The organism is Streptomyces cahuitamycinicus, from assembly GCF_002891435.1.
GTDB lineage: Bacteria > Actinomycetota > Actinomycetes > Streptomycetales > Streptomycetaceae > Streptomyces > Streptomyces cahuitamycinicus.
On sequence record NZ_POUC01000031.1, the window covers coordinates 20,780 to 34,214 of the forward strand.

Here is a 13,435-nt window from a genome sequence, read left to right on the forward strand (position 1 = left end):
GCATCGGAGGGTCCGGCGCGGACACCTGACGGACGGCGGTGTCAGTCGCGGCCCGTATCCTCAGGGACCATGCTGGAAGACCTGACGACCGCAGTGTTCTCTGCCACGCCGTGGCCGGCCGCGTATCCCAAGGGGTACGCGGTCGTTGACGTGGAGACCACGGGCCTGGCCCGGGACGACCGCATCATCTCCGCGGCGGTCTACCGGCTGGACGAGCGCGGCGAGGTCGAGGACCACTGGTACACCACGGTCAACCCCGAGCGCGACCCGGGCCCCGTGTGGATCCACGGGCTGACGAGCGAGGCACTCGAAGGGGCGCCCCTCTTCCCGGACATCGCCGAGGAGTTCACCGCCCGGCTGGCGGGGCGGGTGCTGGTGGCGCACAACGCCGTCTTCGACTGGCAGATGATCGCCCGGGAGTACGCGCGCGCCGAGCGCGAGGCACCGGTGCGGCAGCGGCTGTGCACCATCGCGCTGTCCAAGGAGCTCGGGCTGCCGCTGCCCAACCACAAGCTGGAGTCCCTCGCCGCGCACTTCGGCGTCGTCCAGCAGCGGGCGCACCACGCGCTGGACGACGCGCGCGTGCTGGCGGAGGCGTTCCGGCCGAGCCTGCGGGCCGCGGCGGCGAACGACGTACGGCTGCCGTTGCACGAGTGCCGGCCGCTGACCGAATGGACGGACCGCCCCGCCGCGCCCCGCATCGGGCAGCAGGCGGGCCCCGGGGGTTACGGCGGGTACCGGCCGGGCAGTTGGCGCCCCTCCCGCAAGCGCCCTGCCTGCCCCTACCCCAACCCCGGGCGGTACGAGGCGGGCGGGCGGCTCAAGCAGGGCATGCGGGTCGCCTTCTCCGGTGACACCTCCACCGAGCGGGACCTGCTGGAGGACCGCGCGACCGAGGCCGGGCTGCATGTGGCCACGAGCCTGTCCCGGCTGACCAGTCTGCTCGTCACGAACGACCCGGACTCGGGCACGTCCAAGGTCGTCAAGGCCCGGCAGTTCGGTACGCCCGTCGTGGACGAGGCGGCTTTCGGGCAACTCCTCGCGGATGTGGAGCCGGCGTCGGAGTAGTGACCGTACGTCGGGAGGGTGACCGTACGCCGCGGGAAGGACCGTACGGACGGGTGATTGCCGGGCGACTCGCCCGGCGGCCGCTCGCCCACGCGGGAGGGACGGCCCACCCTGTGGCGCATGGCGACCTGTGAGGTATGTGGCAATCAGTACGGAATGACCTTCGAGGTGCACGCGCAGGGCGCGGTACACGTCTTCGACTGCTTCTCCTGCGCGATCCACCGCATGGCCCCCATCTGCGAGCACTGCCGGGTGCAGATCATCGGCCAGGGCGTCGAGGTCGAGGGCCACTGGTACTGCGGCGCCCACTGCGCCCGAGCGGAGGGAAAGGCAGGAATCGTCGACAAGGTGTGACCCGGTACCCGCCTGAATGCACCCCACGACCGAGTTGTACGGTCGTGGGGTGTACCGCTTCCTGATGTGCCGGCAGTGGGTGATCCTCACGTTGATCGCCCTGCTTCTCATCCCCACGATGATCAGGCTGGGCATCTGGCAGATGCACCGCTATGACGAGCGCACCGCCCGGAACCAGCTGGTCACCGACGCGCTGGCGGCCGAGCCGGTGCCCGTGGAGAAGCTGACGGCGCCCGGGCACACCGTGACCAGCACCGAGCGGTACCGGACCGTGACGGCCAAGGGCCGCTTCGACACGGAGGACGAGGTCGTCGTCCGGCGCCGCACCAACTCCGACGACGAGGTCGGCTACCACGTACTGACCCCGTTCGTCCTGGACGACGGCAAGGTGCTGCTGGTCAACCGGGGGTGGATTCCCTCCGACGGCCCGAGCCAGACCACGTTCCCGAAGGTCCCCGCACCGCCGAGCGGCGAGGTCACGGTCGAGGGGCGGTTGATGCCCGACGAGACGACCGCGGCGAGCGGAATCAAGAACCTCCAGGGCCTGCCGGACCGGCAGATCATGCTGATCAACAGCGAGCAGCAGGCCCGTCGCCTGGACGCCACTGTTCTCGGCGGCTACATCTCCCAGACGGCTCCGGAGCCCGAGGGCGACACACCCGAGTTGCTGGGCGACCCCGGCAAGGAGGACGCCGCGCTGAACTACGCGTACGCCATCCAGTGGTGGCTGTTCTCCGCGGCCGTCCCGTTCGGCTGGGTGGTCCTGGCCCGCCGCGAGGCCCGGGAGCGGGCCCAGGAGGCGGCCGGGAGATCCGACACGGCGAAGTCCGAGCCGGCAGCGGTGTAGACGCCATCCGCGCATGCCGACGGGGCCCGGACCGAGCCGGGGTATGAGGCGTGGGCCGGGCGGCTGCCGGGGGCGCGGTCCGCGCTCTCGGGGCGCGTCGCAGCCCCGACCCAAGCGCCCGGGGCACATCACTCCCCCGGCCCCCGCCCTGATTGCCGCGCCGAGTTGCCGGGAACCCGCACTCCGTGCACCCCAGCATCGAGGACTACGCGCTCATCGGCGACGAGCAGACCGCGGCCCTGGTCGGTATGGACGGATCCGTCGACTGGTTGTGTCTGCCCCGCTTCGACTCGGCCGCCTGCTTCGCCAGACTGCTCGGTGACGAGGACAACGGATACTGGCGCATCGCCCCCGTGGGGGCGGACCGCTGCACCCGGCGTGCCTACCGCCGCGACACCCTTGTCCTGGACACCGAATGGGAGACCGGGCAGGGGGCGGTCAGGGTCACCGACCTGATGCCCCAACGCGACCGCGCCCCCGACCTCGTACGCGTCGTCGAGGGACTCGACGGCGAGGTGACCCTCCACAGCGTCCTGAAGCTGCGCTTCGACTACGGCTCGGTCATCCCCTGGGTGCGCCGGTCCGACGGCCACCGCGTCGCCGTCGCCGGCCCGGACTCGACGTGGCTGCGCAGCGAGCCGGAGGTGACCAGCTGGGGCGAGGACTTCGGCACACACGCGGAGTTCACCGTCAAGAAGGGGGAAAAAGTCGCGTTCGTCCTGACCTGGCACCCCTCCCACGAGCCGCGCCCACCGCTCGTCGACCCGTACGACGCACTGCGCCACAGCGTGGAGGACTGGCGGGCCTGGGCGTCGCGCTGCCGCTACGACGGCCCGTACCGGGACGCCGTCGTCCGCTCCCTGATCACCCTCAAGGCGCTCACCTACGCCCCGACGGGCGGCATCGTCGCCGCCCCCACCACCTCGCTGCCCGAGGAACCGGGCGGGGTGCGCAACTGGGACTACCGCTACTGCTGGCTGCGCGACTCCACCCTCACCCTGAACGCGCTGCTCGCGGCGGGCTACCAGGAGGAAGCGGAAGCCTGGCGGAACTGGCTGCTGCGCGCGGTCGCGGGCGACCCGGCGGATCTGCAGATCATGTACGGCCTGGCGGGCGAGCGGCGGCTGCCCGAGTTCGAGCTGCCGTGGCTCTGCGGCTTCCTCGGGTCCGCCCCCGTACGCATCGGCAACGACGCAGTGAACCAGCTCCAGCTGGACGTCTACGGCGAGGTCATGGACTCCCTGTCCCTCGCCCGCGAGTCGGGCCTGTCCGCCCAGCCCGACGTGTGGGCGGTGCAGACGGCCCTGATGGACTTCCTGCGGACCAGCTGGCGGCAGCCGGACGAGGGGCTGTGGGAGGTGCGCGGCGGGCGGCGCCAGTTCGTGCACTCGAAGGTGATGGTGTGGGTGGCCGCCGACCGTGCCGTACGCACCCTGGAGCGCCACCCGGAGCTGGACGGCGACCTGGACGGCTGGCGCGCGCTGCGCGACGAGGTGCACCAGGAGGTGTGCGAGAAGGGCTACGACCCGGAGCGCAACACCTTCACGCAGTCCTACGGCTCACGCGAACTGGACGCGGCCCTGCTGCTCATCCCGCGCGTCGGATTCCTGCCGCCGGACGATCCGCGGGTGATCGGCACGATCGACGCGGTCCGCGAGGAACTGACCCACGGCGGCTTCCTGCACCGCTACAGCACGGCCGACATGGACGTCGACGGGCTGCCTGGCGGCGAGGGCGTGTTCCTGGTGTGCTCGTTCTGGCTCGCGGACGCCCTGTACATGACGGGGCGCGCGAAAGAGGCCCGCGAGATGTTCGAGCGGCTGGCGGGGCTCGCCAACGACGTCGGGCTGCTGTCCGAGGAGTACGACCCGGTGACCGGCCGGCACCTCGGCAACTTCCCGCAGGCCTTCAGCCACATCGGGCTGGTGAACACCGCCCTCGCCCTGTTCGGTGCGGACGGGGCAGGATAGGGACCATGGATCTTGGACTGAAGGACCGGGTGTACGTCGTCACCGGAGCCACGCGCGGCCTCGGCAACGCCACCGCGCGTCAGCTCGTCGCGGACGGGGCGAAGGTGGTCGTCTCGGGGCGGGACGAGAAGAGCGTCGCCGAAGCGGCGGCCGAACTGGGGCCGAACGCGGTCGGGGTGGCCGTCGACAACGCGGACCCGGAGGCGGCGGCCCGGCTGATCGGCGCCGCGCGGGAGCACTTCGGCCGTTTCAACGGCGTCCTCGTCAGCGTGGGCGGGCCGCCGGCCGGGTTCGTCGCGGACAACACGGACGAGCAATGGCAGACGGCGTTCGAGTCGGTGTTCCTCGGTGCGGTCCGGCTGGCTCGCGCCGCGGCCACCGAGTTGGAGGCCGGGGGTGTCATCGGGTTCGTGCTGTCCGGGTCGGTGTACGAGCCGATTCCGGGGCTGACCATCTCGAACGGGCTGCGGCCCGGGCTGGCGGGGTTCGCCAAGTCGCTCTCCGACGAGCTGGGGCCGCGGGGCATCAGGGTGGTCGGTGTCCTGCCCGGGCGGATCGACACCGACCGGGTGCGGCAGCTGGACGCGCTGTCGGCGGATCCCGAGGCGACCCGGGCGGCTTCGGAGTCCCGGATCCCGCTGCGGCGGTACGGGGCCCCGGAGGAGTTCGGGCGGGTGGCGGCGTTCCTGATGTCGCCTGCGGCCTCCTACCTGACCGGAGTCATGGTGCCGGTCGACGGTGGAGCGCGGCACGGGTTCTGACGGGCCGCGCTCGACGCGCCCCCGTGGGCCGGTGCTCAACCCACCCGTTCCGCGCCGTGCTTGACGCCCCTCAGCCTCACCTCCGCCGGAAGTGAGGCGAGGCCCGCCGATGTCCTGGCGTGGGTGAGGGCACCGGTCGTGAAGTCGTTGAGGGCCGTTCCGGGGTCCACGTGTGGCTCCAGGGCGAGGCGTACGTGGGCCTCGGGGGTGGTCCGGCGACCCTTCAGACGGGCGTGGGCTCCGTCCACGCCGTCGATGCGGACCGCCTCCTGGGTGAGGGCGTCCTCCAGGGCCCGCCCACGCACGAGCGCACCCTCGCCGTCGCCGGTGTCGACGAGCACCTCGGCGAGGCGGCGCCGGCGCAGAACCGCGACGAGCCACCACAGGGCTAGCAGCAGCAGGACCGCGAGGGCGGCGATGACGACCGGCCACCACCAGCCGTCGTCGCGCCAGCGGGTGCGCTCGGCGTCGCTCAGCAGCACGTCGTGCTCGCTGTCGTGGATCCACCACGACGGCACGGGGGCGCCGAGGCCGACGGCCAGGACGGAGCCGCCCAGCACGAGCAGGATCAGCCCCACCAGGCCGAGGAACACGCGGTTGACGGTCCTGAGCACCGCTCTCACCCCTTCCTGCCGGGCCGCCGGACCCGCACCGACTGCGAGGGCGCCCGGGCCAGCCCCAGTTTGCCGATGGCGTCGGCGACCACGGCGTCCAGATCGGTTCGTACGTCGTCCACTTCCCGGAAGTGCGACACGGCGCGGACGTCCGCCCGCCTCCGGCGCACCCGTACCCGTGCCGACTGCACTCCGGGCACCTCCATGGCCCGGTCGCGCAGCGCGGTGGCGGCGGCGTCCCGGTGCAGTCCGGCGCGTACGCCGGTGTGTGTGCGCCGCATCGGGAGCACGTCCCGCAGGCCGGGCGTGACGGCCAGGAGCAGCAGCCACAGGCCGAGGGCGGCGGCGACCCCGGCGCCGACCAGTACCCAGGTGTCGTCGAGGGGGCGCTCGGAGAGCTGCTCGGTCAGTTCCCGCCGCCAGTACATGCCGGGCCGGCCGGCGCGTACGGAGACGATGTCGTAGAGGAACAGCCCGGTGAGGCCCAGGAGCAGCAGGGCGACGATGCCCGCGGGGACGCGGCGCGCCGACCAGAAGCGGCCCACGCGGCCGCCCTCGCTCCCGGGTCCTGGGGCGGCCGACGACTCGGACCGGTCGGTCCCGTCGCCGTTCTCCGGCTCCTGCCGGTCGACGACGGGCAGATGCCGCGTGGTGCCCTCGGGGGGCTGTGTGCCCTCGGGTTCACTCATCGGGTCCTCCCCTGTACCGCGCCGGGAGCCGCGTCCAGGTGCAGCCGCTCCACCTGGACGACGACCTCCGGCACCTGCATTCCCACCAGGCCTCCCACCCGTTCGACGACGTGCTGACGCACCTTGCGGCAGCGGGCGCCGATGTCGCAGGGATAGTCGAGTTCGATGTGGACCCGGACGTGGGCGACCTCGTGGTGGACGACGACGGACGCGGAGGGCCGGCCGGCGTCGGGCGGCAGTGTGCCGACCGCCTCGCGGGCCGCCTGCGAGGCGATCTTCACGACGACCCGGTCGGCGATCCGGGTCGCGCCGCGCTCGCCCGGCGGGACGACGGAGAGGGGTCTGTCGAGCTCACCGGCCCCCGTACTCACGGGCGTCACCGCCGCCGTTCGCGTTCACGAGGACGGAAGAAGTCGCCGAACTCCAGGTCCCCGTCCAGGAACCGACCGACGACGAAGCCGACGGCGCCCAGGGCCGCCACCAGCAGGAAGGCACCGAATCCGCCGAAATACCCGGCGAAGGCCAGCGCCATGCCGGCGATCATGCCGACCACGGCCATACTCATGCGCTCCTCAGCTCCTCAACCGCTGTGTTGTCCGATGGCCCGTGCGTCACTGGATCCGTCGCTCCGGTTCCTCTTCCTCCTCGTCGGGCAGCTTCACGTCGCTCACCGCGATGTTGACCTCGACGACTTCGAGGCCGGTCATCCGCTCCACGGCGGTGATGACGTTCTCCCGTACGTCGCGGGCCACATCGGCGATCGACACGCCGTACTCGACCACGATCTCCAGATCGAGGGCCGCCTGCACCTCACCGACCTCGGCCTTGACCCCGCGGGACACCGACTTCGCGCCGCCGGGCACCCGGTCGCGCACGGCGCCGAAGGTGCGGGACAGGCCGCTGCCCATGGCGTGCACGCCGTCGACGTCGCGGGCGGCGAGCCCGGCGATCTTCTCCACGACGCCGTCCGCGATGGTCGTCCGGCCCCGGGAGCCGGGGTCTCCTCCGCCGCGCTTGACCAGCGGGCTCCTGCGCACCGCCGGCGTCTCGGACTCCCCGCCCCGGTTTTCGGTCATGTCAGTCATCGCCGCACGTCCTTTTCGGTCGTCGTCCTGGGACCACCGTAAGCATGGTTGCGTGGGAGCGCGCCTCTGATACGGCAGGCTGGAGGAATGACGGCCGACCGATGGACGCAGGCAGTGAGACATCAGCTGGGAATCGGCAGGCTTCTGCCGTTGGGTGACGCGCACGACGGCGCGTGGATCGCGGAACGGGCAGTCGAGGCGGTGCTGCGGAGCGCGGCCCGGGACGCGCCGGGCGTGCGCCTGGACGCGCTCCGTGTCGCGGTCGCCGACACGGCGGACACCGCGGAGCCGGCGGTACCGGCTCCGCCGAGTGCGCTGCCGCCCGGACCGCTTCGGGTGACGGCGGAGTTCGCCGCGACGGCTTCGCAGCCGCTGCCGACGACGGCGTCCCTGCTGCGAGCGACGCTGGCGACCGCCGCTACCCAGCGGCTCGGCCTGACGGTGACGGAGGTGGACCTGCGGGTGACGGGGCTGCTGGACGAGGAGGCGCCCGCGACAGCCGGGCCCGGGGAGGGTCTGCCCGAGCCTCCGCGTGCGGCCCGGGCCGAGGGCGGCGACGAGGCCCGCGTGGCCGATGCCGCGCTGGGCGTGCCGGGTGTGCTCCGTCTGACCGGCACGCTGGGCCACCCCGTGCACATCGAGGAACTCCCCGGCGAGGGCGCGGCGCTGCCGCACCGTCATGTCCGGCTGGAGCTGGCGGTGGGCGCGGACCAGCGGGCCCGGGACGTGGCCCGAGAGGTCCGGACGGTGGTCAGGAGGACGCTGCCGGATCACCCGGCGGTGGCGGTCGTGGTGAGCGCGATCGGCTGATCGCGCTCACCGGCGGCCCGGTGTTCTTCAGTCCCCGACGCCCGCGAGGTCCCGCAGCCTGCGGCCCTGTGCCTGGCGCTCCGCCACGCGCTGCTCCTCGAACGTGCGGTCCTGGGCGCCGCGCAGCAGGGCCTTGGTCTCGATGACCGCGTCGCGGGGGGCGGCGAGCACGGCCGAGGCCAGGTCGCGCACGGTGCCGTCGAGCTGGCCGGCGGGCACGGCGACGTTGGCCAGGCCGGTGTTCACGGCCTCCTCGGCCGCGACGAAGCGCCCCGTCACGCAGATCTCCAGCGCTCGGGCGTATCCGACGAGCCCCACCAGCGGATGCGTGCCCGTCAGGTCGGGCACGAGTCCGAGGCTGGTCTCGCGCATGGCGAACTGCACGTCGTCGGCGACGACGCGCAGGTCGCAGGCGAGGGCGAGCTGGAAGCCCGCCCCGACGGCGTGCCCCTGGACAGCGGCGACGGAGACGATGTCGCTGCGCCGCCACCAGGTGAACGCCTCCTGGTATTCGGCGATGGTCGCGTCCAGCTCGGCGTCGGCGCCGCGCGCGAGGTCGACGAACGACGGTTCGCCGTCGAAGCCCTCGGGCGTGAACGCCTGCCGGTCGAGCCCGGCCGAGAAGGACTTGCCCTCGGCCCGCAGCACCACGACGCGGACGGAGCCCGGCAGCTGCCGCCCGGCCTCGGCCAGCGCCCGCCACAGAGCGGGGCTCTGCGCGTTGCGCTTGGCCCGGTTGGTCAGCGTCACCGTGGCGATCGCGTCGTCGACGGTGAGCCGTACGCCGTCCTTGTCGAGTACGGGAACGAGGTCCTTGTCGGGCGAAGCCATGGGGCGCCTCCGATGTGTGCAGTCGTCTTGTGTGCCCCACGACGGCTGTATCGCCGTGGCAGGCCACACTTAAGTGACTGCACAGTAACCACCCGGCCGGTCAGTCGGCCGACCGGGTGGCCACCATCGAAGCCGAGGGGCCCCCGGGGTCAGGCCGTGGCCTTCTTGCCCCGGGTCGCCCCGCCACGCCCTCGCAGCGTGACGCCCGACTCACTGAGCATGCGGTGCACAAAGCCATACGAGCGGCCGGTCTCCTCGGCCAACGCCCGGATGCTCGCACCGGCGTCGTACTTCTTCTTCAGGTCTGCCGCGAGCTTGTCGCGCGCGGCGCCGGTCACCCGGCTGCCCTTCTTCAGAGTCTCGGCCACCCGTGCCTCCTCATGGGAAGTGCGCTCTGGTCTCCTCATGATCACCCCTCCGGGCCTTCATGGCCACCCATTCGGCAAGGTCGGTGAGACAAGGTTGTGACGACGGGAGCACACCCCCACATGCGGAATAGGCAATTCCGCAGAGTGGTGCCGCTGTGGCCTCACGGATTGTCCCGGAAAAGGCCAGGTCAGAAAGGCGGCGCGGCCGAGCCCGGAAGAATCGGGGGCTCAGCCGCGAAATCGATGTAGGACACACCTCGGTACGAGGAGATCTCACACAGATGATGGATCAAGGCTAGGCCGAATGATCCATACGCCGTTGATCACACATTCGATCAAGCGGCACTGACACTCAGGCCAGGGCGACGAGATCCGCGTAGTCGGCGCCCCACAGGTCCTCGACACCGTCCGGCAGCAGGATGATCCGCTCCGGCTGGAGCGCCTCGACCGCGCCCTCGTCGTGCGTGACGAGGACGACCGCGCCCTTGTACGTGCGCAGCGCGCCGAGGATCTCCTGGCGGCTGGCGGGGTCGAGGTTGTTGGTCGGCTCGTCGAGGAGCAGCACGTTCGCCGAGGACACCACGAGCGTGGCGAGGGCGAGGCGGGTCTTCTCGCCGCCGGAGAGGACGCCGGCCGGCTTGTCGACGTCGTCGCCGGAGAACAGGAACGAGCCGAGCGTCTTGCGGACCTCGACCAGGTCCAGGTCGGGGGCGGCGGAGCGCATGTTCTCCAGGACCGTGCGCTCCGGGTCGAGGGTCTCGTGCTCCTGCGCGTAGTAGCCGAGCTTGAGGCCGTGGCCCTCGATGACCTTGCCGGTGTCGGGCTCCTCCGCCCCGCCGAGCAGGCGCAGCAGGGTCGTCTTGCCCGCGCCGTTGAGGCCCAGGATGACGACGCGCGAGCCCTTGTCGATGGCCAGGTCGACGTCGGTGAAGATCTCCAGCGATCCGTAGGACTTCGACAGGCCCTCGGCCATGAGGGGGGTCTTGCCGCACGGGGAGGGCTCGGGGAAGCGCAGCTTGGCGACCTTGTCGGACTTGCGCTCGGCCTCCAGGCCGGCCAGCAGCTTGTCCGCCCGGCGGGCCATGTTCTGCGCGGCGACGGTCTTGGTGGCCTTCGCCCGCATCTTGTCGGCCTGCGAATGCAGCGCGGAGGCCTTCTTCTCTGCGTTCTGCCGCTCGCGCTTGCGGCGCTTCTCGTCGGCCTCGCGCTGCTGCTGGTAGAGCTTCCAGCCCATGTTGTAGATGTCGATCTGGGCGCGGTTGGCGTCCAGGTAGAACACCTTGTTGACGACCGTCTCGACCAGGTCGACGTCGTGGGAGATCACGATGAAGCCGCCGCGGTAGGTCTTCAGGTAGTCGCGCAGCCAGACGATCGAGTCGGCGTCGAGGTGGTTCGTGGGCTCGTCGAGCAGCAGGGTGTCCGCGTCGGAGAACAGGATGCGGGCCAGCTCGATACGGCGGCGCTGACCGCCGGAGAGGGTGTGCAGCGGCTGTCCGAGGACCCGGTCGGGCAGGTTGAGCGCGGCGGCGATGGTGGCGGCCTCGGCCTCGGCGGCGTACCCGCCCTTGGTGAGGAACTCCGTCTCCTGCCGCTCGTACTGCTTGAGCGCCTTCTCGCGGGTGGCGCCCTGGCCGCTCGCGATGCGCTGTTCGTTGTCGCGCATCTTGCGGATCAGTACGTCCAGGCCACGCGCGGACAGGATGCGGTCGCGGGCGAGCATGTCGAGGTCGCCGGTGCGGGGGTCCTGCGGGAGGTAACCGACCTCGCCGGAGCGGGTGATGGCGCCGCCGGCGGGCATGCCCTCGCCGGCCAGGCATTTGGTGAGGGTGGTCTTCCCCGCGCCGTTGCGGCCGACCAGGCCGATGCGGTCGCCCTTGGCGATGCGGAACGAGGCGTTTTCGATGAGGACGCGGGCACCGGCGCGCAGCTCGATACCGGAGGCGGAGATCACGGACAGACTCCAGGGCGGATACGGGGGCGGGATGGACGGCTGAGGACGTTCCCGCCGTCTAGTGCGCGAGGAGAATGGCCATGGGGACAGTCTAACGGGGACGTGCAACCACTTTTTCTGTGTACGGGTGTTCGATCACCGGCGGCCGGACGGAGGGCCGTTGTCAGTGGCCGGTGGAAGACTGAACAGCGGGCCGGAATCCGGCTCCCCCGGCGAGGGGAACGCCGGGGGCGACACGCAGCGAGACACGAGGAAGTGATCGCCATGGCAGCCATGTCCGGCGGGCGTCCGAGCATCTACCCGACGCTGCTGTACGCCGATGCGAAGGCGGCGATCCGGCAGCTCACGGAGGCGTTCGGCTTCACGGAGCTGTCGGTGTACGAGGGCGAGGACGGCTCGGTGCTGCACGCCGAGCTGGCACAGGGCAACGGCGCGGTGATGGTCGGCAGCAAGGGCCGGGGCGGCCTGTTCGACACGGCCATGAAGGACGCGGGCACCACAGGGGTGTACGTGGTGGTGGACGACGTGGACGGGCACCACCGCCGCGCGGTGGACCACGGCGTGGAGGTGCTGATGCCCCCGACGGACCAGGACTACGGCTCGCGGGACTACATGGCCCGGGACCTGGAGGGCAACGTGTGGAGCTTCGGGACGTACGCGCCCGAGATAGCGGGCTGACACCCCCAGGGCCCGGGCGCCGTCCCCAGTGCTGCGACCGGAAAGGTTCACCGGCTTGGCAAACCTTTCCGGTCGCAGCACTAGCTGCCGCCGGTGTGCACCTGGAAGGCGGCCCGGCGGACGGCCTTGGCCAGGGCCGGGTCGGGGTGCGCGGCGGCCAGGGCGACCAGGACCTGCACGGTGCGCGGGTGGCCCACGGCGCGTACCTCGTCCAGGAGCATCGGGACGGTCGGCTGCACCGCGGACTCCAGGTGGCGCACCAGCAGCGGCGCCTCCCCGTGGTCGGCGACGGCGGCCGCGGTGTCCACCCACAGCCAGGTCGCCTCCTCGCGGGTGAGGACCTCGTGGGCGTCCTCGGGGTCGGCCCCGTCGTGCTCGGCCAGCCACAGCAGCGCGTACGGCCTGAGCGTGGGCTCGTCCAGCACGCCGCGGACGTCCGGCTCGGCGGGGGCGCCGACCACGCGCAGGGCCTCGAAGGCGAGGCCGCGCAGCAGGGCGTCCTCGCCGCGGGCGGCGCCGAGGAGCTCGGTGACGGCGCTGCCGACGGGGCGGGCGGCGAGCCAGGCCCGGTACTCGGCGCGGGCCGCGTTCGGGCGCAGCTGGGCGCAGCCGCGGAGCATGTCGTCGGCGGCCTGCTCGATGTTCCCGGCGGGGCTCTGTGCGGCGACGCAGATCTGCTCCAGCTTGACCCAGACGGCCCAGTTGCCGAGCGGGGTGAGCGTGGCCTGGCCGTCGCCGTAGGTGAGGGCGCCGACGGAGGCGAGGGCGCGCAGGGCCCAGTCGAGCAGGGGGGCGAGCGGGGCGTCGGTGGGCTCCGGTTCGGCCGGCGGCTCCGATTGAGGGCCGTAGGGGATCTCGCAGCGGGCGGTGCGCAGCTCGGTGACGCGCTGCTCCAGGAGGTCGAGGAGCTGCTCCACGGGGACGGGCCCGGCGGACAGCTGGAGGAAGGACAGCGCCTGCGGCATGGCGGAGACGACCTCGGCGACGGCGGCGGGCTCGTGCTCCTCCGGCTCCGGATGGGCGAGCGACCAGGCGTCGAAGAGCGCGACCCAGCCGCGCAGCACGGCGCTGTCGTCCCGGTTCCAGGCGCGCAGCCGCCAGCCGGGGCGGGCGCTGTCGCCGTGCACCTCGATGAGACCGGCGAGGCGCGCGGTGTCCCAGTCGGCTCTGACCTGAGCCGCGGTCAGGCCCAGGTCGAGGGCCGCCCGTTCGGCGGTCGCCTCGGAGAGGGTGGCCTTGCCGTCGTCGGTGGCGCTGCCCCGGCCGGGGCCGAGCGCGGCGTCGGCCCAGCGGGCGACGCGGGCCGCGGCGGCGAGACCTGAGCGTGCCATTCTGGCCAGCTCCGCCGGTGCCGGGGTGCCCTCCGGGGGGCGTGGCGCGGGGCGGCGCGAGCGCCGCTGGTTCATCGC

The 13,435-nt window shown here is 72.3% G+C and carries 16 protein-coding genes; 7 read left to right on the forward strand and 9 right to left on the reverse strand.

Annotated features, from left to right (window positions below; translation table 11 throughout):
- The first annotated feature begins 69 nt into the window (after positions 1–69).
- The 5 genes from C1J00_RS06950 to C1J00_RS06970 all read left to right on the forward strand — a co-directional run bounded on the left by C1J00_RS06950 (position 70) and on the right by C1J00_RS06970 (position 5,000).
- A complete protein-coding gene (locus C1J00_RS06950; protein ID WP_102908156.1) occupies positions 70–1,068 on the forward strand; it encodes a DEDDh family exonuclease in 999 nt (332 codons plus the stop codon).
- A 120-nt stretch (positions 1,069–1,188) separates the two neighbouring features.
- Entirely contained in the window at positions 1,189–1,422 is a 234-nt protein-coding gene (locus tag C1J00_RS06955; RefSeq protein ID WP_078615365.1) for a metallothionein, read from the forward strand.
- A gap of 49 nt (positions 1,423–1,471) precedes the next feature.
- Positions 1,472–2,269: an SURF1 family cytochrome oxidase biogenesis protein gene (locus tag C1J00_RS06960; RefSeq protein WP_281262745.1), complete on the forward strand. Its 798-nt coding sequence runs from the start codon at positions 1,472–1,474 to the stop codon at positions 2,267–2,269.
- 185 nt (positions 2,270–2,454) lie between these two features.
- A complete protein-coding gene (locus C1J00_RS06965; RefSeq protein ID WP_102908158.1) occupies positions 2,455–4,239 on the forward strand; it encodes a glycoside hydrolase family 15 protein in 1,785 nt (594 codons plus the stop codon).
- 5 nt (positions 4,240–4,244) lie between these two features.
- Positions 4,245–5,000 carry an SDR family oxidoreductase gene (locus tag C1J00_RS06970; protein ID WP_102908159.1) on the forward strand — a complete coding sequence of 252 codons (756 nt, stop codon included), beginning with the start codon at positions 4,245–4,247 and terminating at the stop codon, positions 4,998–5,000.
- Between the two features lie 35 nt (positions 5,001–5,035).
- On the opposite strand, the gene amaP is transcribed toward C1J00_RS06970, so the two are convergent.
- From amaP to C1J00_RS06995, 5 genes are read right to left on the reverse strand one after another with little or no spacing between them, the layout of a single operon-like run.
- On the reverse strand, positions 5,036–5,623 hold the full coding sequence (gene amaP, locus C1J00_RS06975) for an alkaline shock response membrane anchor protein AmaP (RefSeq protein WP_102908160.1): 588 nt from the start codon (positions 5,621–5,623) through the stop codon (positions 5,036–5,038).
- The gene (locus C1J00_RS06980; RefSeq protein WP_102908161.1) at positions 5,620–6,303 is read right to left on the reverse strand and encodes a DUF6286 domain-containing protein; all 684 of its coding nucleotides are present in this window, start codon (positions 6,301–6,303) and stop codon (positions 5,620–5,622) included. The genes amaP and C1J00_RS06980 overlap by 4 nt, the downstream gene beginning before the upstream one ends.
- Positions 6,300–6,683, reverse strand: a complete 384-nt coding sequence (locus C1J00_RS06985) for a hypothetical protein (RefSeq protein WP_102908162.1) — start codon at positions 6,681–6,683, stop codon at positions 6,300–6,302. Before C1J00_RS06985 ends, C1J00_RS06980 begins: the two co-directional genes overlap by 4 nt.
- On the reverse strand, positions 6,680–6,868 hold the full coding sequence (locus C1J00_RS06990; protein ID WP_031142734.1) for a hypothetical protein: 189 nt from the start codon (positions 6,866–6,868) through the stop codon (positions 6,680–6,682). Before C1J00_RS06990 ends, C1J00_RS06985 begins: the two co-directional genes overlap by 4 nt.
- A gap of 46 nt (positions 6,869–6,914) precedes the next feature.
- A complete protein-coding gene (locus tag C1J00_RS06995) occupies positions 6,915–7,388 on the reverse strand; it encodes an Asp23/Gls24 family envelope stress response protein (RefSeq protein WP_102908163.1) in 474 nt (157 codons plus the stop codon).
- Between the two features lie 87 nt (positions 7,389–7,475).
- On the opposite strand from C1J00_RS06995, the gene C1J00_RS07000 reads away from it, so the two are divergent.
- Positions 7,476–8,198, forward strand: coding sequence for a nucleopolyhedrovirus P10 family protein (locus C1J00_RS07000; protein ID WP_102908164.1), 723 nt, complete (start codon positions 7,476–7,478; stop codon positions 8,196–8,198).
- A 27-nt stretch (positions 8,199–8,225) separates the two neighbouring features.
- On the opposite strand, the gene C1J00_RS07005 is transcribed toward C1J00_RS07000, so the two are convergent.
- The 3 genes from C1J00_RS07005 to C1J00_RS07015 all read right to left on the reverse strand — a co-directional run bounded on the left by C1J00_RS07005 (position 8,226) and on the right by C1J00_RS07015 (position 11,348).
- Positions 8,226–9,029, reverse strand: a complete 804-nt coding sequence (locus C1J00_RS07005) for an enoyl-CoA hydratase/isomerase family protein (protein WP_102908165.1) — start codon at positions 9,027–9,029, stop codon at positions 8,226–8,228.
- A gap of 149 nt (positions 9,030–9,178) precedes the next feature.
- Positions 9,179–9,397, reverse strand: a complete 219-nt coding sequence (locus C1J00_RS07010; protein ID WP_010037790.1) for a helix-turn-helix domain-containing protein — start codon at positions 9,395–9,397, stop codon at positions 9,179–9,181.
- A gap of 352 nt (positions 9,398–9,749) precedes the next feature.
- Positions 9,750–11,348 carry an ABC-F family ATP-binding cassette domain-containing protein gene (locus C1J00_RS07015; RefSeq protein ID WP_102908166.1) on the reverse strand — a complete coding sequence of 533 codons (1,599 nt, stop codon included), beginning with the start codon at positions 11,346–11,348 and terminating at the stop codon, positions 9,750–9,752.
- A 264-nt stretch (positions 11,349–11,612) separates the two neighbouring features.
- Here C1J00_RS07015 and C1J00_RS07020 point away from each other — a divergent pair, with 264 nt between their 5' ends.
- Entirely contained in the window at positions 11,613–12,026 is a 414-nt protein-coding gene (locus C1J00_RS07020) for a VOC family protein (protein WP_102908167.1), read from the forward strand.
- Positions 12,027–12,106: 80 nt separating this feature from the next.
- Here C1J00_RS07020 and C1J00_RS07025 read toward each other — a convergent pair whose 3' ends face one another.
- On the reverse strand, positions 12,107–13,432 hold the full coding sequence (locus C1J00_RS07025; RefSeq protein ID WP_102908168.1) for a hypothetical protein: 1,326 nt from the start codon (positions 13,430–13,432) through the stop codon (positions 12,107–12,109).
- Positions 13,433–13,435 lie beyond the last annotated feature (3 nt).